A 21,232-nucleotide genomic window follows, 5' to 3' on the forward strand; every position below is an offset into this window, starting at 1 on the left:
GTTATGCGCTCAAAAAATATTAAAAAATTAAATCGGTTATTGTACTTGCTCAATCGATTGGATGGAACGGGTGTGCGCGTGCAAAAAGAGGCACGAGAATTGGAAGTCACGGAACGTACTATCCAGCGAGATTTGCGGGATATTGAGCTTGGGGGATTTCCTATCTATAAAGCAGCGCCGGGAGTGTATAAGTTTATTGAGGGGTTTTCGCTTAAGAAAATAGATTTAACCGATAAAGAAGCCTCTTTGCTACTTATGATGCAAGAATTAATTGCGCCGTTCGGAAAGCGGTTTCAGGAGCCGTTTGAGCGGTTGCGTCAAAAAGTGTTACGCGTACCGGACGAATCTCCATTTTATATCAAAATGCCGAAGGGACGCCAATACCAAGAGACAAAAATCACGCGCGTGCTGGAAAAAGGGATTTTGGAGCACACGGAAGTGCGTATGTCGCTGGCGGCCGATATCACGCGTAAACTAACTTACGAGTTAAAACCGCTTAAAATTATGAATTATGACGGTTTTTGGTATCTTTTGGGTATCAATGCCTATAAGCAGGTGCGAAAATTCCGGCTTGATCGTATTTTGGATGCTATCAATACCGATAAACCGTTTAAAGTAGCCAAGAATATCCAAAAAATGCTGGCTGAAAGCCACAACATTTGGTTCGGTGAGAAACGGGATAAAACTGTGTCGTTCATCGTGCCGGCCCAATTTGCGGCGTATTTTAAGCAGAAAGATTATTTCCCTATGCAGAAAATCCGCAAAACGCAAAAAAACGGAGATATCGTAGTTGAAACACGTGTGAGCAACTACCGTGAAATTATCCCTACGGTGCTAAGTTGGCTTGAACATATTACGCTAATTAGTCCGGCTGATTTTAAACAACTCATCCGGCAAATTCTGCGTCAAGCCGATAAACGGATGAAATAAAAAGCGGAGTAAAACTCCGCTTTTTGACTATTTTTTAAGTAACTCCCATTTGTCCTTGTACTGATCCAACCAATTCGAAGGGATATCCGGAGATTCATTATAAGTTGGTTTAATTCTTCGCATTGTTGTATCTTGGTGCGCTTGCCCTTTTTGTCCCGGTGTTTTGAGCCAATCTTGATGAGTCTTTTTTAGAATTTCTGCTACTTTTTTGGCAGGCATGATGTATGTTTTTGGCTGACATTCATCGGTCCATTTTTCAGGCAAAGTTACAAAAACATAGAATAAATCTTTATCGCAGATTTCCTCATGTTTTTGACTCATCATCCAGCCATTATCAGCAGATTTTCCCTCAGTGCGAGTTTTTACTTGAATACGAATAGGAGAATCACAATTCGGATAAATTGCTAGAATATCTATGTCCTTGGTGTTTTCGGGAGCAAGTCCAGCCGGAATGGCTAGTTCTTTGGCGATGCGTGCTAACACATAGTGTTCTCCCGCAGAACGAATAAAAGCCTTGTCTTTTTCTTGTTTAGTCATAATATACACTCCTTTTTATTTATTTTTGTTCCTTTGCCATTCTTGGATCTCTAATTGATAGTCGGCAATTTGTCGTTGGAGCCGTTTTTCGTTATACTCATCGGCCCGTTGCAGAGATTCAATTTCCCGGTTGTATTTACGGGAGAGTTCCTCAATCGTGCGCTTGTAGTGACGGGATAATTCATCTATTTCACGTTGCCAACGTTGTTCTAGCTGACGTTTCTGTTGCTTGAAATTATCATTTTCCTGCTTTTCTTCTTGTCCTTGTTGGCGCAAAATCTGACTCTTGTGTTCGTAACGGCGCAACTGCAGGTTTTTTAATTCTTCAGCCGCGCGGGTAATCTTATTTTTCAGGTCGCTGGGAAGTTGATAAGGCAAATTCCCAGTGGCGTTGCGATACTGTCGTTCAATTTCCGATTTTTCTGAGTTTGAGAAGAAAAACATACTTCCTCCTTGTGTGCATCTAACCTTACTTTGGCCGTAAACATCAAGTAAATTGTAAAAAACCATTCCGACAAACGTTTGTCGCTTTTTAATATTACAATAAAAAAGGCGGCAATCTTTTTAGGTAGCTGAGAACCGACCCAAAACGATACGCCGCCTGCCCACCCCATAAAGGGTGTGCAAAAGACGACTTCGTTTTCGTTTCTCAGCTCGCCGGATACCGGCGGGGTTATGCCAGACACATAACGCCAAAAACAAGTCCAAAATCAAATTATATTACGACTGTTTATATTATAACTTTTTACAACAAATGAGGGGGAGTGTTGCCAGCCGGGTCTAATTTTTATATAGAAAAGATATAGGTAATTTTATGAGTAATCTTAAAAAACCGTTGAAAATAGGCTTTTTGGTAACCTGCTTTGTGTACCCGAAAAAGCCCGAGCATGATTTAGACTCCGTGCGTTTGGAACGTTCGATTGTATATTCCTGGGAAGATTTCCCCAAAAGAGAGAAGAAATTGATACCGTTAGAAATGGGAATACTTTTTCAAGCGTTAGGGTATTGTGAAGTATTAGTGGATTCTGTTGTGAAATTTCGGAAGACATTCGGTTTACCTGCGGAGGGAATTCCGTTTAAAAAATATGAGAAACTAATTTGCCGGGCAGAGCCAGGGCCCATATACAAGTTTGATACTATCCCGGAAATGCGCAACGGTAAATATGAGCAAGCAAAAAAATTCTTAAAGAAGTTTGTTAAGGACAATATTATTGCCAATCCTCTTTCGATTTATTTGGAAACCATTTTCTTCGCAGGATTTGTAGATATTGTGTATTATCGTTATGACGACCTTGCTATTCAAATTCCGTTCATTCATACCTATACTACCGGTACGATAGAGCCATATCGGCCTCCTGTTGCTATTTTTATCAATTCTTTAGCTGTTACAAAAAAGAGTGTCCATCAATTAATTGATGAACACTGGGGCGAAATTAACTTCTATTTTAAGAAACATCCGTATATATCTGACGTCCAAATTGCCAAAGAGAAATTGCAAAATTTGGCAATGAAAATGAAAGGGAAAACATCTTCTCAAATTTTAGATTACTTGAATGATGAAAATATTAAACAAGGGAAAGCGGCGGTTGATAAAGAAGAGGATGCTATGCGGCAGGAACTCAATCGAACAAAAAAGCAACTTAAACAGTTGATTTGTCGTCGTAAAAAATGAATGTGACAAAAAAATCTCATTTTGTGTCACGGTAAAACTTAACTTGATCTTACTATACTTTACTCTGTGCCTATCACTATATTACAGGCACGGAGTTTTGTATGGAAACCATAAAAATCAACAAACTAAAACCACATCCCCAAAATGCGCGCACACACAGCAAAAAACAGATTCGCCAAATTGCCCAAAGTATTGAGATATTTGGTTTTACAAATCCCGTTCTTATAGACGGGAAAAATAATATACTGGCCGGGCATGGGCGCGTAGAGGCAGCAAAATTAGCCAAACTTGCCGAAGTTCCTTGCGTACGGATTACACACCTGACGCCCGCCCAAAAGAGAGCCTATATTTTGGCTGATAACCGTCTTGCGGAACTGTCCGGCTGGGACGAAGACTTGCTTCAGGTGGAGCTGGAAGAAATCAATCATTTGGATTGTGATTTTGATTTGACCCTGACAGGGTTTGAAACGCCGGAGATAGATAATCTTCTGCAGCCGGATACCGCACCCGCTTCGGAGAAGACCGATTTCCTGTCAGCTGATATTCCGCTCCGCGTTCAACCCGGTGATTTGTGGCAACTGGGCCCTCATAAACTGTTTTGCGGGGATGCTACTAAAGCACAATCATACGCACAGTTGCTTGGAAAGGAAAAGGCTAACCTGATTGTAACGGACGCACCGTACAACGTCAAAATTTCGGGTCACGTTCGCAGTAGCAAAAAATACCGTGAGTTCGCTATGGCCTCAGGCGAAATGAGCCAAAGCGAATTTACAGAGTTCCTATATGGGGTGTTTATGCTGTTGGTCCAATACAGTGTGCCCGGAAGTTTGCACTATGCGTTTATGGATTGGCGGCATATAGGAGAGATGTTACAAGCCGGGCGGGTATATAGCGAACTAAAAAATATCTGCGTGTGGAATAAATTAAGTGGCGGAATGGGTAGTTTATACCGCAGCCAGCATGAACTTGTTTTCGTGTTCAAAAATGGAACAAGTCCACATACCAATAACATTGAACTGGGGGTACACGGGCGCTATCGCACGAATGTGTGGGACTATCCCGGCATCTATCTAAACGGTAAAGCCAACCGCGCCAATATCCACTTACATCCCACGGTAAAGCCCGTTGGGTTGCTGGCAGATATTTTATTGGATGCGAGCCGCCGCAAGGAGATTGTGCTGGACCCGTTCGGCGGGAGCGGCAGTACATTACTGGCCGCAGAGCGTACGGGGCGTCGTGCCCGATTAATGGAAATTGACCCGCATTATTGCGATGTGATTTTATACCGGTATGAACAACTGGGAAATAAGGAAATAAAACTTTTACAGAGAGGAGAAACAGATGAAAATACGCAGAAAACAAATTCAAAATAAGCCATTTAACTATGCTGTAGGATATTGCAGACCACCCCTACATTCGCGTTTCAAACCGGGACAGTCAGGTAATCCCAAGGGGCGTTCTAAAGGGCATAAAACCTTGAATGTGTTATTACGGCAAAGTCTTAACCAAGGAATAGAAGTCACGATGGGGGGAGAAAAGCATATAATACCCAAATTCACGGCTATGGTAATGGCTCTTATCAATAAGTCCTTACAGGGGGATATGCGGGCCATTACAGTTCTTTTCCCTTATATTTTAAGAATGGAACAGGCGGAAGCTGAGGTAATGCGAAAAGTAGAAGCATTATCGGCCAATGACCAGGAGATTTTAAAAGAATATGCCAAACGAATTGTCAAATAAGAATGAACGGCAACTTTTAAGAGCCGTATTAAGAAGTGATTTTAAGTCATTTTGCATTAAAGTATTTAATGAAGTGTCGGGTAGTTCTGTATATCAGGACAACTGGCATGTGGATGTAATATGCCAGTCCATTGAAAATATACGTTGTGGAAACGAAACACGTCTGATTATCAATGTACCGCCGCGCTACATGAAATCCATCATTTGTTCGGTGGCGTTGCCGGCTTTTTTACTTGGGCATAATCCCAAAGAGCGGATTTTGTGCGTTAGTTATAGTGATGAACTTGCCGCCAAAATGGCTTCCGACCAACGTAAGATAATGGAAAGGGAATGGTATCAGGAGCTTTTTCCGTTTACGCGTTTGTTGCGCCGCGGAGTGATGGATTTAGAGACGACTGCCGGAGGCGGGCGGTTTTCTACATCCGTAGGCGGTACGATTACGGGGCGCGGGGGAAATTGGATAATTATTGATGACCCGATTAAACCTGCGGATGCTTATTCTGATGTCGTACGCAATAAAGTTAATGATTGGTATGGTAATACATTACTTTCCCGTTTAGATGATAAGAAAAATGGGAAGATACTGGCTATTATGCAGCGTACACACATAAACGATTTGACGGGGCATTTGTTGGAAACAGATTCTTCATTTCGCTTAATCAAAATGCCTGCTATTGCCATAAAAGATGAAACGTGGTCTATTGGCACTCCGTATGGAGAGCAGCATATTATTGAACGGCCGATTGGAGAAGCGTTACACCATACCCGGGAGAGCGTAGAAGATTTACAGCGTATTAAATCTACCGCAGGAAGTTATACGTTTGCAAGTCAATATCAGCAGACGCCGGAGTTGCTTGGTGGAAATATCATCCGGCGGGAGTGGTTACATACTTACAAGGTGGATGAATTGCACAAACAAGTACGAACGGGAAAATTAAAATTGTCCTTGTGCCAAAGTTGGGATACGGCCAGTAAAGCAGAAGAAGACAATGATTATTCTGTTTGTATCACATATGCCCATGATTATCGTAAGACCATATGGATTATAGATGTTTTCCGGGCAAAATTGGAATTTCCGGATTTGGTAGAAACGGCCACATATATGGCCCGGGAGTGCCAGCAGAAATACCGTTCTTTAAATCCTTATATTCCGGATATTTTAATCGAGGATATGAATAGTGGCATAGGTTTGGCGCAGACACTTGCGAACTCTTTTGGAAGCAACGTCAAGCCTATTAAACCTACGCAAGATAAAGCTACGCGGTTGAAAACAGTATCTTATTTATTAGAAACGGGGAAATGTCTGTTCCCGGATAATAATCCCACGTGGTGGCCGGATTTTGAGCGGGAGCTACTACAATTTCCAAACGGTCGGCACGATGACCAATGTGATGCCCTTTCCCAACTGCTTACTTATGAGCAACAAGAACGCAAAGATCTTTCGTGGCTTGAATATGTGTAAGGTGCTATAAAAGGACCGACAAAGGGTTGTCGGTTTCCTTTTGTATCATAAACTGGACTTATTTGCCGCAAGTAAGGCGTAATGAGTTGGGAGGATTTATGGAAACTTATAACAATCAGCAACTATTGCAAGAATTTCTACAACGTATGTCTTGGAAACAGGAAACTGGACACTCCGGGTATGAAACTTCGTTACAGGGGTTAAATAGACAAACAGGCGGTTTGCAACCGGGATGTTGCTATTTGTTTGTGGGACCGGATGCGGTACTTAATCGGGCTTTTTTTGCTACATTGGTCCATGATTTGTGTTGGACGCAGCAATTAACTACTCGTTGGATTTGTTGTAGGCAACTGGCTGGAGATATTATGGCTTTGTTGTTAAGCCGCGCAATAGGGAAATCCCCGGTTCTTTTATCTGCTAAAAACAATCAAAATGAGGTACAAGAGACGGCTGGAGAATTTCAAAATCGTCCGTTAGATATTTGGGAAACGAATACGGACACATTCTTAGATGATGAAATTCATCATCTTTGGGATACGGCAGGTAAACAAGTATTTATTGTTGAGGACTTAAATTTGGTCCAATCACGATTACAAAATAAGATTAGTTTTTTAACGGAATATGCGCGAGTTTTTAAGAGTGTGGTAATTGTCAGTTCGGTCATATCTATCAAACATTATACACCTCAAAACGTGATTGGTAAACTCCGTTGGTTGGGAGAAGTAGATCCTTACTTTGATTGCATTAGTTCGTTGACGGCTAGAGATAAGTTAGGTCCTACAGTTGTTACACTACAAAACGTGAAAAACCGTCTTTTGCCTTGTAGCACTGCTGAATTTACCTATACGATGGGGGAAATGAATTTTAAGGATAAGGGGACGCTATGATTACGTACGAAACCAGACATTTAGTAGATAAATTCTTATCGGATATGGAATATCAGACGAAGAATCCTTCCGCAGAGCAGGCCAAATTAGCTTCAACGGGTTTTTGTACGGGATTAAAAGGCTTTGATTGGCAAATTGGCGGTCTGCGGCGCGGAGATGTATTTTTGCTAATCGGAAGCCAAGAACAGATTAACACGACATTTTTAGCGTTTATTTTACACTCGTTGTGTTGGAAACAACAAATTCCTGTACAAGTTTATTCATGTGCAAATCCGGTGGACCGATGGTTACCTTATTTGTTATCAGCCGAGTTAAAGATGTCTTATTCTACTTTGCGGTGGGGGGCGGTTACTGAAGAAAAAGCACGTGTCAAACAGGCAAGTCAATACGTGAAAAATTTGCCACTTTGGCTTAGTGACTTGGAGTTAAACTTAGCACGATGGAGCGATTTTGAATTATCCAAAGGCCAAATCCTATTGATAGATGGATTTCTATTTGAAAGAGGAGGAAAGGGTGAGGAGTTTTTGCGCAATTTAAAACATATTGCCTTGCAAAAGCAAAAAATTATCTTAATTAGCACGAAACTTGACGAAGAGATGTGTCACTATCCGGATGTTTATACCAATTTACGCTTATTTGGTTTATTGAGCAGCATGTGTGATTTTGTGGGGCTATTAAGTTTATGTGTTCCAGGGTCGAATACGATTGTGGATGCGACGAGTGATACAGGGGAAATGAAAATTATTGAGCAAGATTTTTCACCTATGGAATTGGTATCGTTGCGTATGTTATACAATTCACGTTTGCCACGCTCTTATGCCAATTTCCTATATAAATTTGATGCGGTAGATTTCAGAGATACAATCAATTAAATAATTTTGATAAATTGACTTGACTTATCGCCCGATAGTAAGCGTGAATGTAGTACGAAGTAAAAATCGCTTACTTAAGGAGATAAGTTATGAAGAAAAATACCAAAAAATCAGTAGCAAAAAATACGCCTGCAAAACCTGCTGTTTTGCGGGTGGTTAGTCCCATTGTGCAAACAGAAACCACGGTTGAAAACATACCTGTCCGGGCACGAGATAACCGTCTACCAGCGCCGGGAAGCATCATCACTAAAACCTACCGCGGTAAAACCATAGAAGTAAAAGTATTAGAGAATGGCTTTGAATACGAAGGTAATGTATTCAAAAGTATTTCGCGCGTGGCGATGACGATTGTAAAACGTCACATCAGCGGTTATGTATTCTTTGGGCTTACTAAATGACACCGCGTCATCTGCCACCAGTATCGGGGCGATTTGTAAAGGGCCGTTCGGGCAATCCCCTAGGGCGGCCTCCCCGAAATTTTCGTGAAAGAGATATCGTTTTGTTAGTTGCTAAATTCTTTGAAACTTTAGCCAAGGCCTATTGTAATCAAAGCCGTTCGGTGGAAAAAATCCGTCAGATTAAAGATATTTTATCATGAGAAGAAAGTGCTATTTGCCCAAAAGTTATGAAGAACTAAAAGGACTATCCCCCAAAGAGCTGCGGTTTTATTGGAACGCTTTTTATGCCAGCCCTTTGAGAGGTGTTAAGGCCAAGTTGCGCCCTTTGTGGTATGCCATTCAATGTGAATTAGGGCGTTGTAAATTGCAAGGAAAATACATCACGCGGCTTGACCGGTATGCGAGCAATCCCGACAAGTATATTGAGCATGCGCATAAAAAGCGTTATGCACTCGCTGTTGGCACGATACTGACTAAAACCTATAAAGGTCGGATGTATCAAGTGACCGTAAAAGGGGAAAACGCTTATGAATGGGAAGGAAAAATATATCCCAATTTAACAGCGCTGGCGGAGAAAATCGTGCGGGCCCACGTCAGCGGCCCTAAATTTTTCGGATTAACAGGGAAAAAATATGCCCAAAATTAATTGTGCTATATATACCCGCAAATCGACGGAGCGTGGGCTCGAAATGGAGTTTAACTCGCTCCAAAACCAAGAAGAAGCGTGCAAGGCCTATATCCTCTCACAAGCTTTTAACGGGTGGAAGTATTATAAGACCTTTGAAGACGGCGGGATTAGCGGCGGCACGATGGAGCGTCCCGGTTTGCAAGCGCTTTTGGAAGAAATCCGTGCCCGTAATATACAGGTGGTTGTCGTCTATAAAGTGGACCGCCTGTCGCGCTCTATCTTTGACTTCCATAAAATGATGCAGGAATTTGCCAAGCACGAATGTAACTTCGTGTCTATCACGCAGTCGTTCGACACGAGCAACTCTATGGGCAAATTAACGCTTAATATGCTCCTGTCCTTTGCCCAGTTTGAGCGGGAAGTATCTGCCGAGCGCGTGCGCGATAAAATCGCGGCCAGCAAAGCCAAAGGACTATGGATGGGAGGCACTCCACCGATTGGGTATGATGCCAATGAGCGGCAGCTTATCGTAAACGAGGGTGAGGCGCAATTAGTGCGGCTGATTTTTCAAAAATATATAGAAACTGAGAATATGTTTGCGGTGGCCGATTATCTTAACGCACAGGGTATTTGTACGAAGAAATGGGTGGCACGGCGCAGCAAACGCGAACATGGCGGCGGGCAATTTTATAAAAGTAATGTGCAGCGCATTTTGACAAACCCGCTTTATATCGGCAAAATCGCACACTATGCCAAAAACAAAGTGTATGAAGGCAAGCATCCGGGGATTGTACCACCGGATTTATGGGATCAAGTTCAAACGCTTATACGCCGAAGAATTAACGACCCGAACGCATTTCTGCACTATAAATGCCATAAAACAGTTTTGGCAGGCAAATTATATGACGACAAGGGGCAGAATTTTCGGTTCACTTCGTCAAAAAAGCAAGGCAAAAAGTTCCTGTATTACTACAACGGAGTGGGCGGGCATTATCTATCCGTAGAGCAGTTGGACAGATTTGTACTAAATATGCTCAAAACGGCGGATTTTGACGAGATAGAGCCATTAGCGGATATGAGTGCCATTACTGATGCTCAATTGAGCGCATGGATTACCAAAGCTACCTGCCAAACGGTAGGTAAGAAACATTATTTAACAGTGTTTTTGGATGAAAAGCAGATAAAGACAGATTTGGGGAATTGTTCCAAAATGTCAGGTCAGGTGGATGCCAAACCCCTCAAAATAGAGCGCATAGAAGATACAATTTACCTGCGGGATAGTTTTATGGTGGATAATATATCGTCTGTACGACTACGGAATGGGAATGCCCGTAACATCTTAACTATACGGCAACTCAATGAAAGTTTAGTGCGCGCCTTGGCACGAGGTTGGCAACTTAAAAAGAGGATAGAACAGGGGATTATTATCCGGGAGTTAGAAAAAGAAATGCACATGACCAAACGCACGATTACACGGTACGTCAATTTATGTTATTTATCACCGCGTATAGTGGGGGATATCTTGGAATACAAGAATCCTGCGAGTTTAACCTTGCGCGAGCTTATGAATCTAGCCGAGGGGCAGGTGGATTTTGAGAGGCAGGAAAAGGGATGGAATGGGGAGAAAGGTCATAGGTTCGAAAGTAAAAGATATATTACTTGAAGATATTCGAATCTGTAATTCCTTGTAAGGCCCAAACTAAATGAAAAATCAAATGTGTGCCCTTTAACATAATTTGGTGCCACGTGGTTTTTAGAAACGGGCCATACTTAAAAAAGTATTGGGTAGGCTGGGATTTTATGTCGATATGTCTAATAGCATACATCCTAATGAGTAAAGTAGTATAATAAATGCTAGTAAATTCTCTTGTAAGACAAAAGGAACATTAACAATGAAGAATAATAATCCTCGTTTAGCCCTTATTGCAGAAAAATTTTATCTTGCACATCCTGATTTTGTGAGAAAATCACTAATGAGTGTGAAGGTGTTTGCAGATATATTAAGTGTTCTGGGGATATTTGGAGGAATTATTTTGTTATTTGTTGGACAGTGGCGTTTGGCTTTACAATTGTTAGTATTTTTACTAATAGGAAAATTCTGTCTTGGGCTTGTTTTGTGTATTAGACTTATCTTCTTCGCACCTGCGGTAGCGTTGTTTGACAAGGGGGGATTTTTTCGTGCATTATCTTTTATCTTTTGGTTATTGAGTGCTTTGTTTTTTGAATTTATTATGTGGATGTTTAGTATGGGGATATTTCAAACTGCCGTGGCACACACAGAAAATAGCAATATGTTTGTGATTATCTGTGCGATGCTTGCTTCTTATTTGGTGAGTACGGGTATTGTTCACTCAATGGCTGAGAAGAATAATACAGCAGATGCTCTAAATTTCATATTTTATTCAACTGTTTGGGGCGTCTTGTACTTACTTTTCGCGTGTGCTTTGTTGCCTGCCCGTGCGGTTATTGCCCTATGTTTTGTGGTTGGATTATTGAAAGCAGTAGCATTGACTATATTATTATTTGTTGATAATAGAAAGTAATCTTCCCGAATTGGATCCTGCAAAATTGGCAGTTAGAGAAAAAGGCCCGAATTGGGCCTTTTTTACGTGCATCTAAAACCACTCTATGACCCGGATAGATAAAAATGAGCTCAAAACACCGACGAGAGCGGGGAAAACTACCCAACAAAAAAGGCACTCTACTAGGAGTGCCTTAATAAATGGTGGACCGGACAGGACTTGAACCTGTGACCTTCCGCGTGTAAGGCGGACGCTCTACCAACTAAGCTACCGATCCCAAATTGTTTGACTACCTTCTTATTGTATCAAATATAGTCGATAAACTCAATCTTATTTCTCGTTTTCCGTCACATGATTACCGGTTATTTGCATGGTATCATCTGCGTGACAACACTGAGCCACTTCTTCTTTTGAAGGAGTTGTGCGAGTCCACTCTTCTTCTTCAGGGCCCCATTTATTGCGCACCGCTTCGGGAAGCTCATACAGCAAACTGGTACATTTGGCTGTTACCGTTCCGTCAGGAAGTTGAATCTCGCCTTCCACTTGCGCGCGTTTCGGAGTATAACGCAGCAGTCGTCCAACCGCTTTTAAGGGGACATTTGTGGGAGTATTGTGTTTGTACACTACTTCCATTTTAAGAGTAACCATCAAGTGTGCAAAATCATTGTTAAGCAAAATGGCGCGGCCGGATGTTTCATCTAAAATCGTGGCTACAATGCCACCATGCACCGTTCCCGGATAAGAGCAATAATTATCATCTAAAGTAAAAGAGGTTTCCACCTGTTTTTTGTCATAATCGTTAAACCATTCCAATTTGAGGCCGAAGGGATTATTCCGCCCGCAACCAAAGCAATGCAGAGAGGTGGGTTGGCGTAATTTTTTCATAAAATTCTCCTTTTCTTTATTATACCTTTTGCGTGTATTTGCTACACTAATAATATGAATCATGTAGAACAAGAATTTAAATGGACGTGTAATCGTGCGGCAGATTTTGATGCTTTTTTAAGTATGCTCAAATTGTTGCCGGTGCATTGTATCGGCCCAAAGGAACTACATATTGTGGATACTTATTTAGATACTGCGCAACGGAAATTATCTTCTCAAAAAATTGCTTTACGTTTGCGCCGGACCTATAATCGGTTTGAGGTAACCTTAAAAACAAAAACGGCTTTGCAAAAGGGAATGGCGACTCGAAAAGAAATTACAATCCCCTTAAAAAAGGCCGCCACGTGGCATAGTGCGCTCAAACAATTAAAAGAAAAAAATCGGTGGGAAGGAGTGGAACTGGCTTTACTACAGCGGATTTTTACCATTGAAAACTACCGACGGGCTTATCAGCTGTCTTATAAAAAATGTACTTGCGAGCTGGCATTAGATCAGTATCTTACGAAAGCAAACGGGCATCAGTGGTTGCGGCGGGAAATTGAGCTGGAACTTAAGAAAGGAGCCGCAAAAGATTTTTTACAATTAGTGCAAAAAATTACTCACGATGTCGCACTACCCGTTGCCAAAATATCCAAAGTAGCGGGCGCTGAAAAGTGGATAAAAGAAAAACTTAGGATAAACTAACTTTTGAAAAAATTTATTTTTGTGCAATTTTGTCAAAGATATTTATAAAAATATATTTACCAAATTTTCAGCAAGGTGGTAAAAGAGATTTAATTGTGTTTCTCGACGGTAAAAATAGAAAATAAAGTCTTTTTAATGCGCTTGTAGAGAGAGAATGAAAAGAGCAAAAAAATATTTTAGACGAAAAAATAGTTGATTTTTCAAAATTTTTGTTGTATTATTTTTATGAGGTTAAACTTATTATCCTAGGAGACAAAAATGGCTGTTAAGAAAACCGTAAAAAAAGTAGCCGCTAAAAAACCGGCTAAAAAAGTAGTAAAAAAAGTAGCTGCTAAAAAACCGGCTAAAAAAGTAGCAAAAAAAGCTTGCAAAAAAGCTTGTGCTAAAAAAGCCACCAAAAAAGTAGTAAAAAAAGTAGCTGCTAAAAAACCGGCTAAAAAAGTAGCCAAAAAACCGGCCAAAAAAGTAGCCAAAAAGAAATAATTTAGTACAGACACAAAAACCCCGCTCAACCGAGCGGGGTTTTTTATTTAAGATAAGACTCTTATTTCTTAGCAGTTTTCTTTTCGGCTTTTTCTTCTTCGCCGGCGGCGCTGCCGTCATAATGGTGGCCGAGATATTTGACATAGAGCTTGTCTTCAATTTCGGCCGCGAGTTGCGGATTATCTTTTAAGTACTGGCGGGCATTTTCAGCGCCTTGGCCCAGTTTTTCATCGCCGTATAAAAACCAGCTGCCGCTTTTTTCCAAGATGCCGCTTTCTACACCTTTATCCAAGATACATGCCTCGCGGGAAATACCTTCGTTGTGTAGCATCGTAAATTCGGCTTGGCGGTACGGGGGGGCTACTTTGTTCTTAGTTACCTTAGCGCGCACCCGGGTACCGATAATTTCGTCACCTTTTTTCAAGTTCTCAATGCGGCGCACATCGATACGTACCGAGGAGTAAAATTTCAAAGCCAAGCCGCCCGGCGTGGTTTCGGGGTTGCCGAACATAATGCCAATTTTTTGGCGCAGCTGGTTAATAAAAATAATACTCGTTTTAGTCTTATTCAAAATGCTGGTCAGTTTGCGCAGCGCTTGGCTCATTAAGCGCGCTTGCAGACCCACGTGAGAATCTCCCATTTCGCCTTCAATTTCCGCTTGCGGAACAAGGGCGGCTACGGAGTCTATAATAATTAAATCAATCGCACCGGAGCGGACTAATTTTTCTGCAATTTCCAAGGCTTGTTCTCCGCTATCGGGTTGTGAAATTAACAGTTCATCTACATTGACGCCGATAGACGATGCATACACCGGGTCCAACGCATGTTCGGCATCAATAAATGCTACCACACCGCCGTGTTTTTGCGCACTGGCGGCACAATGCAAGGATAAAGTAGTTTTACCGCCGGCTTCCGGCCCATAAATTTCAATGACACGTCCGCGGGGAATACCGCCTACGCCCAAAGCTAAATCCAAAGATAAAGCCCCTGTCGGGATAGCATCTACTTTTTTCACATTAGCAGAGCCCAAGGTGGTAATTGCTTCTTTGCCGAAGGCTTTTTCAATTTGGCCCAAGGCTAAATCTAAGGCTTTTTGTTTGTTTGCGTCCATAATTCCTCCGATGATTAAATGGTTAGGCTGTCACGGTTTGTGCAGCGGGACTGAACCCCAATGCATGGGTATCTTGGTTAAAGTCTACCAAAATTTTACCTTGCGCGGGGGACGGATTTTTCAAAATATACTCTGCCAACGGGTCTTCTAATAAACGTTGTACAGTACGTAGTAGCGGCCGGGCACCGTATTTTTCATCAAAACCGTTTTCGATTAAATAATCCTTCGCGGCATCGGTAAATTCTAAGGTCAGCTGGCGGTCAGATAATTTAGCTTGCACTTTGCTGAGCAGTAAATCCAAAATCTGGCGCGTATGCGTTTTTGTTAATGCATGGAACACGACGATTTCATCAATACGGTTAATAAATTCCGGATTGAACGTTTTTTTGACAGCTTGCATCACGTGTTCTTGCATTACTTGATGTTGTTTCTCGTCAGTTGTGGTGGCCGTAAACCCTAGGGAAGAACCTTTATTGGTAATATCCCGCGCGCCTACGTTGGAGGTCATAATAATCACACAGTTTTTGAAGCTGACGTGGTGACCTAAATTGTCCGTCAATGCTCCTTCATCCAACACTTGCAGCAGGATATTATAAATGTCCGGATGAGCTTTTTCCAGTTCGTCTAATACGACTACACTATATGGGCGGCGGCGTACGGCCTCGGTCAATTGACCGCCTTCTTCATAACCTACATAGCCCGGAGGGGCCCCAATCAAGCGTGAGACCGCAAATTTTTCCATGTATTCGGACATGTCAATGCGTACCATGGCCTCTTCATCGCCGAATAAGAAAGCGGCTAAACTTTTGGCCAGTTCCGTTTTTCCTACTCCGGTCGGTCCCAAGAATAAAAATCCGCCAATTGGCCGATGCGGATTACCTAAACCGGTGCGGTTGCGGCGGATGGCTTGCGACACGGCACGCACGGCCTCTTCTTGGCCGATAATGCGCTGGTGCAAGTGTTCTTCCATGTGTAAAATCTTATCGGTTTCACTTTGTGTCAGGCGTGTTACCGGAATGCCAGTCCACTTGCTGGCCACTAGTGCAATATCTTCGTAAGTGACCTGTATCTTTTGGGAAGCCTGTTCCGTTTTCCAATCCAATTTGGCCTGCTCTAATTGCTTTTTCAAATCTTCTTCGGTTGTTTTTAGCTGGGCCGCTTTCTCAAATTGTTTCTCACGCAAAGCCTGATCTTTGTTTTCTACCGCTTGTTGATATTTATGTTGCAAATCTCGAATGGATTGCGGTAAGGAAGCGTTTTTAAGCCGTGCGCGGGCCCCGGCCTCATCGAATAAATCGATGGCTTTATCCGGTTGTGCGCGGTCGGTAATATAGCGGTCGGCTATGGCGGCAGCGGCTTGCACGGCATCATCGGTGTATTCTACGTGATGATGGGTTTCGTACCCGGCCCGTATACCTTTCAAAATACGCACGGTTTCTTCCACATCCGGCGGTTCTACGGTGACAGGTTGAAAACGGCGCTCGAAGGCACTATCTGACTCAATATACTTGCGATATTCGTCAAAGGTGGTGGCCCCGATGCATTGAATTTCTCCGCGGGCTAATGCCGGCTTGAGCATATTGGAAGCATCCATGGAACCTTCGGCGGCTCCGGCCCCGATGAGGGTGTGCAGTTCATCAATAAAGATAATGACGTTGCCTGCTTGGGCCGCCTCATCAATAATATTTTTCAATCGTTGTTCAAATTCGCCGCGGTATTTCGTGCCGGCTACTACGGAAGCCAAATCCAAGGCTAATAAACGTTTGTCTTCCAAAACGGAAATATCGCCGGAAGCCATTTTTTGGGCCAGCCCTTCTACAATGGCGGTTTTACCTACGCCGGGCTCACCCAGCAGTACAGGATTATTTTTGGTTCGGCGGGCCAAAATTTGCACCAATCGTTCGATTTCCTTTTCCCGCCCAATAACCGGGTCTAATGCGTTTTTAGCGGCTAGAGCCGTTAAATCACGGGTATATTCATCCAAAGTGGGGGTTTTGCTTTTTTGTGCGGAGTGGCTAGCCGGTTGAAAAGAGGGGGCTTCCGTTTCTTCTTCCTCCTCTTCTTCGGGAGAAACCGGTTCTTGCAGGTCTTGCGGCTGAGCCCCTTCCAAAAAGTTAAGGGTGGTTTCGCGTAAAGCGGTCAGAGTAACATTTAGGTTTTGCAAAATGGTTACAGCCATCCCTTCTTCTTCGCGGGCCAGCCCCAACACGATGTGCTCTGTGCCGATCGTTTCGCTACCGAGGGATTGGGATTCTTCCACCGCATATTCCAACACCTTTTTGGCACGTGGCGTGAAAGGAATTTCTCCTAGCAACATGACCGCATCTCCCATGCCTACCATCTTTTCAATTTCCAGGCGTACCTGGCGAAAGGTGATGCCCAAAGAAGTTAAAATTTTATTGGATACAGTGCCGTTTAAGGCGGTGAGTCCTAACAAAATGTGTTCGGTACCTACATAATCGTGATTGAGCCGTTTGGCTTCCTCTTGCGCAATCAAAATAATTTTTTGCGCATTTTCCGTAAATCGTTTAGCCATCTAAAACCTCTTTTTTACCCCTACTAAAATAGATACACATATTATATAAAATACGTTGCCGGTTGCGCGTGTGTAATCTCGAAACGGATATATAAAAAAAGGGAAAGTTGACAAATAACTAATTAATTTTATATAATTAAAAATGATTCTTATTATTTATATACCTCAAAGTATCCTATTTTAGTACTGCTAGCAAGTATCCCACATAAGAGTTCGTGAAAGTTTTAGCTTCACCATCACCATCTTGGTAAGCACGCCCCTATTTTTGGAAAATTCGATTAAGGAGAACTAATGTGAATAAACAAAATTACCATCCTCAACAGGATGTATTTCGTCTAATTGACGGGAAAAAAGAATCTATACAACCGTATCGTTTCTCTGACGAGCGTGAACGGATGTCCCAGCCCAAAAAGCAAGCGGCTACGGGTACTCATATTGAATCCATTATGTTTGATGGCAAAACGTTAACGACAACGGCTGTAAATGATCAAGGAGAAAAAACAATACAACAGCTTCCAGCGGTATCGGGGTTAAACCCGGAGAAACCGTTTAGTTATTCTCCTTTAAGACAGCGTTTGCCCGATAGAGGCCCTATTCCGGAAGGAAATTACTTCGTTAATCCGCAAAAGATACAAAAACCCACTTTGGCGCAGGATGTTTTGGGCAGAGTGGGAAAAAAGATTAATAGTGTTTTAGAAACAATACCAATAAAGAAAAGAAAATTCCCAACAGGTAGATATCCAGGGGGCAGAACTTCTTGGGGAAATGAAAGAACCCCCATTAAAAATGATCCTGAGGTGACAAAAAATACGGGAAGAGATAATTTTTTTATCCATGGGGGAAAAGAACCGGGTAGCGGCGGTTGTATTGATTTGACGAATCATGAAAAATCTTTTTTTGATTTTTTAAGAAAATATCGCGGCAAAGAGCAAACAGCCGTACCGCTAACGGTAAAATATCCACCGGAACTAACGGGAGAGGATATAATTGATAATTATTAGTTAAATTATTATATAATCTAAATAGGGTATATAATATAATTTAAAATATACCCTATTTGGAGAGAGTATGAATAAGAAACAACGGTTGTTTTTTTACGTGTTATGTTTTCTGTATCTATGGAATCTAACGATGGAACATTATGGTTATCTAGAATTTGTCCATCATACTGCTTATTGGTTTTCTTCTGTCGGTTTTTATGCCTATGCTATATTTAGTTACTTAGAATTAATTTATATGGTTATCCTGACAGGCTATTTGGGCAGCACGAAAGGAACTTTTGGCCGGAAATTTATGATTTGGTTTTGGCAGATGTTGCTGTCTTTTATGTTTATAACCCCTTTGTTTCGTATATTTTGTCCCATTTGCACTGGACCAGGAGAATTAGTGCCGCAAGAGGAAACAATTCAAAGCGCAATCTCAGGTATCCCGTGGGCGGTGTGGTGTCTGTGGGGCTTGTATCATTTATATAAGTATCCGGTGCTTCCACGGGCAGAAAAATATTTTCACTGGACGGTAGGTATCTTGTTTGTAATAATTCCCCTTTCTGTGCTTTCGGTATTGTTGTTATGGGATTTGATTACCGATCCAAGCTCCTTTGCCTATTAAAAACTTCATCTCTTTTACGCCTCGCATTTACTGCGGGGTTTTCTATATTTTGTATAATAAAAATATGAATGAAGAACTCTTGGCGCGTGCGCGCAAAATTAAAGTAATTTTGAACGATATAGACGGCATTTGGACCGATGGCAAACTGCATTTCTTCCTAACTGCTGAAGGAAAAGTGGAAGAAATCAAGGCTTTTAATGCTCAAGATGGTATTGCCGTGATGTTGTTGCGTGTCGCCGGTCTAAAAAGCGGGGTGATTACGGGTCGCCGCCATGAAACCACTATCTCCCGTGCGCGCAATTTAGGCATGGATTATTTTTATCAAGGGTTTTTGACCAAATCAGTGCCATTGGAAGACATTTTGAAACGGGAAGATATCTCTCCGGAAGAAGTAGCCTTTATGGGAGATGATTTGACGGATTTGCCCGTATTGGAAAAGGTAGGGCTGGCGCTGACCGTGCCCAATGCCGTTCCTCTGGTGCAACAGGCGGCTCATTACGTGACTACGCGCCGCGGCGGGGACGGAGCTTATCGTGAAGCGGTAGATTTTATTTTAACTGCCCAAGGCAAAATGCCGCAACTTTTAGAAAATGTGCATACAGGTCAGTGGCCTACCGGTGAGAAAAAAACCCTGCAAATCATTACTTCTCAAGAAGGAATTTCATAATGAAAGGAAAATTTATTGTTTTAGAAGGGCCGGATCGGTGCGGTAAATCCACGCAGGCCAAGTTACTATATAATTATTTGTTGTCGCAAGGATTTGACGTGGTTTTAACGCGCGAGCCGGGGGGCACCTTCACCGCGGAAAAAATCCGACAGATAGTACTGGAGCCGGAATTAGATGTGCGTCCGATGGCAGAACTATTGTTATATGAAGCCAGCCGCGCCCAACATACGCAAGAAAAAATTATTCCGGCCTTAGAAGAAGGAAAAATCGTTATTTGCGAACGCTATACGATGTCCACTTGCGCCTATCAAGGCTATGCTCGCGGAATAGATTTGAAACTCATTCAGACGGTCAATGAAATTGCCACTACCGGTTTGCAGCCGGATTTAACCTTGGTATTTTTGATGTCAGATAAATATTTTTCGTCCCGTGGGGAGTATTTGTTTTCGGATCGTTTGGAACGGGAAGATTTAGAATTTAGGCAACATATGCGTCAAGGATATAAGAGCCTGGTCGCTTCTACCCCGCATGCCCATTTAATAGATGCGGACGGAGAGGTGGAATCTATTCACCAACAAGTGGTAGGATTGTTAGAAAAATATAAGATATGTCCTTCCGTGAAATCTTAAATCAATCAGCGGCGATAGCCTATCTGCAAAAGAGTGTGCGCGGCCATGTGCCGCCGGCAATGTTGTTTTGCGGGCCTTCGGGCGTGGGCAAGAAAAAAACCGCCTTGGAAGTGGCAAAAGCATTAAATTGTTTGGATGAACAAGCTCGGGCCCAGGGGGACAGTTGCGGAGTCTGTGCGCATTGTAAAGCCATTGAGCAAGGCACATACGCAGATGTAGTAGTGGCAGATTTTCTGTATCAGGCGCGTCTGGAACTAAAAAAAGAGCCTTCGGATAAGGCATACGCAGAAGAACTGGAGAAAGAGCTGGCCAAGCAACAGCGTATTAAAGTGGACACGATCCGTGATATCACGGCTAAAAGTCAGCAAAAAAGTGCGGTCGGCGGTTGGAAAATTTTTATTGTAGATGAAGCCCAAAGTATGCAGGCCGAAGCGGCCAATGCTCTCTTGAAATTTATTGAAGAACCGCCGCAAAAAACAATTTGGATTTTGCTGACAGATAAAAAATCGGCCATGCTCAAAACGATTTTATCCCGTTGCCAGCTTTTGCAATTTGCACCTCTGCCGGTGGAAACGGTAGAACAATTGTTGCGGCAAGTACAACCCGACATTGCAGATCCGTCTTTAGCAGCGCAGTATGCAGCCGGTTCTCTCACGCGGGCTTTGCGTGCGGCACAAGCGTTGGAAGTATTGCAGACTACGGAGCAGGGAGCTACATGGCCGGCCGCGGTAGCCGCTGGCTTGTCTCGCACCGTAGCGGTAGCTAGGCAAGAAGCCCAAGCGGTGTTGGATATTTTGATATTGGCTTTGCACCGTCAATGGACACACGCCGATGGGCAACAACGTATCGTTTTACAGCAATTATTACAAAAAATGGAGTCTTACAAAACAGCTGTATTGCGCAATGTATCACCGGCACTGGTACTGGAAACAGCTTTGATGTGCATTACGCAACGAAAAATATCAATTTTTGAATAATGGA

General features: G+C 42.5%; 23 protein-coding genes and 1 tRNA gene. 18 read left to right on the forward strand and 6 right to left on the reverse strand.

Annotated elements, in window-relative coordinates; translation table 11 throughout:
* Positions 1–3 precede the first annotated feature (3 nt).
* On the forward strand, positions 4–930 hold the full coding sequence (locus IKN49_06855) for a WYL domain-containing protein (GenBank protein ID MBR3632756.1): 927 nt from the start codon (positions 4–6) through the stop codon (positions 928–930).
* 27 nt (positions 931–957) lie between these two features.
* On the opposite strand, the gene IKN49_06860 is transcribed toward IKN49_06855, so the two are convergent.
* Together IKN49_06860 and IKN49_06865 are read right to left on the reverse strand one after the other, a co-directional pair.
* Complete coding sequence (locus IKN49_06860; GenBank protein MBR3632757.1) at positions 958–1,467, reverse strand: hypothetical protein; 510 nt, start codon at positions 1,465–1,467, stop codon at positions 958–960.
* 15 nt (positions 1,468–1,482) lie between these two features.
* The gene (locus IKN49_06865) at positions 1,483–1,911 is read right to left on the reverse strand and encodes a hypothetical protein (protein MBR3632758.1); all 429 of its coding nucleotides are present in this window, start codon (positions 1,909–1,911) and stop codon (positions 1,483–1,485) included.
* Between the two features lie 370 nt (positions 1,912–2,281).
* On the opposite strand from IKN49_06865, the gene IKN49_06870 reads away from it, so the two are divergent.
* From IKN49_06870 to IKN49_06915, 10 genes are all read left to right on the forward strand, one after another.
* Complete coding sequence (locus IKN49_06870; protein MBR3632759.1) at positions 2,282–3,139, forward strand: hypothetical protein; 858 nt, start codon at positions 2,282–2,284, stop codon at positions 3,137–3,139.
* Between the two features lie 101 nt (positions 3,140–3,240).
* Positions 3,241–4,512, forward strand: a complete 1,272-nt coding sequence (locus IKN49_06875) for a ParB N-terminal domain-containing protein (GenBank protein ID MBR3632760.1) — start codon at positions 3,241–3,243, stop codon at positions 4,510–4,512.
* Positions 4,481–4,879 (forward strand): hypothetical protein, encoded by a 399-nt coding sequence (locus IKN49_06880; protein MBR3632761.1) that lies wholly within the window; start codon positions 4,481–4,483, stop codon positions 4,877–4,879. The genes IKN49_06875 and IKN49_06880 overlap by 32 nt, the downstream gene beginning before the upstream one ends.
* Positions 4,857–6,341, forward strand: a complete 1,485-nt coding sequence (terL, locus tag IKN49_06885; protein ID MBR3632762.1) for a phage terminase large subunit — start codon at positions 4,857–4,859, stop codon at positions 6,339–6,341. The genes IKN49_06880 and terL overlap by 23 nt, the downstream gene beginning before the upstream one ends.
* 98 nt (positions 6,342–6,439) lie before the next feature.
* Positions 6,440–7,228 (forward strand): hypothetical protein, encoded by a 789-nt coding sequence (locus IKN49_06890; protein MBR3632763.1) that lies wholly within the window; start codon positions 6,440–6,442, stop codon positions 7,226–7,228.
* Positions 7,225–8,100 (forward strand): hypothetical protein, encoded by an 876-nt coding sequence (locus IKN49_06895; GenBank protein ID MBR3632764.1) that lies wholly within the window; start codon positions 7,225–7,227, stop codon positions 8,098–8,100. The genes IKN49_06890 and IKN49_06895 overlap by 4 nt, the downstream gene beginning before the upstream one ends.
* 89 nt (positions 8,101–8,189) lie before the next feature.
* The gene (locus IKN49_06900) at positions 8,190–8,498 is read left to right on the forward strand and encodes a DUF2924 domain-containing protein (GenBank protein MBR3632765.1); all 309 of its coding nucleotides are present in this window, start codon (positions 8,190–8,192) and stop codon (positions 8,496–8,498) included.
* 196 nt (positions 8,499–8,694) lie between these two features.
* Positions 8,695–9,144 carry a DUF2924 domain-containing protein gene (locus IKN49_06905; protein MBR3632766.1) on the forward strand — a complete coding sequence of 150 codons (450 nt, stop codon included), beginning with the start codon at positions 8,695–8,697 and terminating at the stop codon, positions 9,142–9,144.
* Entirely contained in the window at positions 9,131–10,789 is a 1,659-nt protein-coding gene (locus IKN49_06910) for a recombinase family protein (GenBank protein MBR3632767.1), read from the forward strand. Before IKN49_06905 ends, IKN49_06910 begins: the two co-directional genes overlap by 14 nt.
* Before the next feature lie 229 nt (positions 10,790–11,018).
* Positions 11,019–11,669, forward strand: coding sequence for a hypothetical protein (locus tag IKN49_06915; protein MBR3632768.1), 651 nt, complete (start codon positions 11,019–11,021; stop codon positions 11,667–11,669).
* Between the two features lie 180 nt (positions 11,670–11,849).
* Here IKN49_06915 and IKN49_06920 read toward each other — a convergent pair.
* Positions 11,850–11,925, reverse strand: a tRNA-Val gene (locus tag IKN49_06920).
* A gap of 53 nt (positions 11,926–11,978) precedes the next feature.
* Positions 11,979–12,533 (reverse strand): PaaI family thioesterase, encoded by a 555-nt coding sequence (locus tag IKN49_06925; GenBank protein MBR3632769.1) that lies wholly within the window; start codon positions 12,531–12,533, stop codon positions 11,979–11,981.
* Between the two features lie 54 nt (positions 12,534–12,587).
* On the opposite strand from IKN49_06925, the gene IKN49_06930 reads away from it, so the two are divergent.
* Together IKN49_06930 and IKN49_06935 are read left to right on the forward strand one after the other, a co-directional pair.
* Positions 12,588–13,217 (forward strand): CYTH domain-containing protein, encoded by a 630-nt coding sequence (locus IKN49_06930; GenBank protein MBR3632770.1) that lies wholly within the window; start codon positions 12,588–12,590, stop codon positions 13,215–13,217.
* Between the two features lie 258 nt (positions 13,218–13,475).
* Positions 13,476–13,700, forward strand: coding sequence for a hypothetical protein (locus IKN49_06935; protein ID MBR3632771.1), 225 nt, complete (start codon positions 13,476–13,478; stop codon positions 13,698–13,700).
* Positions 13,701–13,761: 61 nt separating this feature from the next.
* Here the strand turns inward: IKN49_06935 and recA are convergent, their stop codons facing one another.
* Positions 13,762–14,814, reverse strand: coding sequence for a recombinase RecA (recA, locus tag IKN49_06940; protein ID MBR3632772.1), 1,053 nt, complete (start codon positions 14,812–14,814; stop codon positions 13,762–13,764).
* Between the two features lie 19 nt (positions 14,815–14,833).
* Entirely contained in the window at positions 14,834–17,347 is a 2,514-nt protein-coding gene (locus IKN49_06945; protein ID MBR3632773.1) for an ATP-dependent Clp protease ATP-binding subunit, read from the reverse strand.
* A 293-nt stretch (positions 17,348–17,640) separates the two neighbouring features.
* Here IKN49_06945 and IKN49_06950 point away from each other — a divergent pair, with 293 nt between their 5' ends.
* The 5 genes from IKN49_06950 (at position 17,641) to IKN49_06970 (ending at position 21,228) form a co-directional block, all read left to right on the forward strand.
* The gene (locus tag IKN49_06950; GenBank protein ID MBR3632774.1) at positions 17,641–18,348 is read left to right on the forward strand and encodes a DUF2778 domain-containing protein; all 708 of its coding nucleotides are present in this window, start codon (positions 17,641–17,643) and stop codon (positions 18,346–18,348) included.
* A gap of 67 nt (positions 18,349–18,415) precedes the next feature.
* A complete protein-coding gene (locus IKN49_06955; protein ID MBR3632775.1) occupies positions 18,416–18,955 on the forward strand; it encodes a hypothetical protein in 540 nt (179 codons plus the stop codon).
* 64 nt (positions 18,956–19,019) lie between these two features.
* Positions 19,020–19,622: an HAD hydrolase family protein gene (locus tag IKN49_06960; GenBank protein MBR3632776.1), complete on the forward strand. Its 603-nt coding sequence runs from the start codon at positions 19,020–19,022 to the stop codon at positions 19,620–19,622.
* Positions 19,622–20,251, forward strand: coding sequence for a dTMP kinase (gene tmk / locus IKN49_06965; GenBank protein MBR3632777.1), 630 nt, complete (start codon positions 19,622–19,624; stop codon positions 20,249–20,251). Before IKN49_06960 ends, tmk begins: the two co-directional genes overlap by 1 nt.
* Positions 20,230–21,228 (forward strand): DNA polymerase III subunit, encoded by a 999-nt coding sequence (locus IKN49_06970; protein ID MBR3632778.1) that lies wholly within the window; start codon positions 20,230–20,232, stop codon positions 21,226–21,228. Before tmk ends, IKN49_06970 begins: the two co-directional genes overlap by 22 nt.
* The last annotated feature ends 4 nt before the right edge of the window (positions 21,229–21,232 follow it).

Source organism: Elusimicrobiaceae bacterium (genome assembly GCA_017528825.1).
In the GTDB taxonomy this organism is placed as follows: domain Bacteria; phylum Elusimicrobiota; class Elusimicrobia; order Elusimicrobiales; family Elusimicrobiaceae; genus Avelusimicrobium.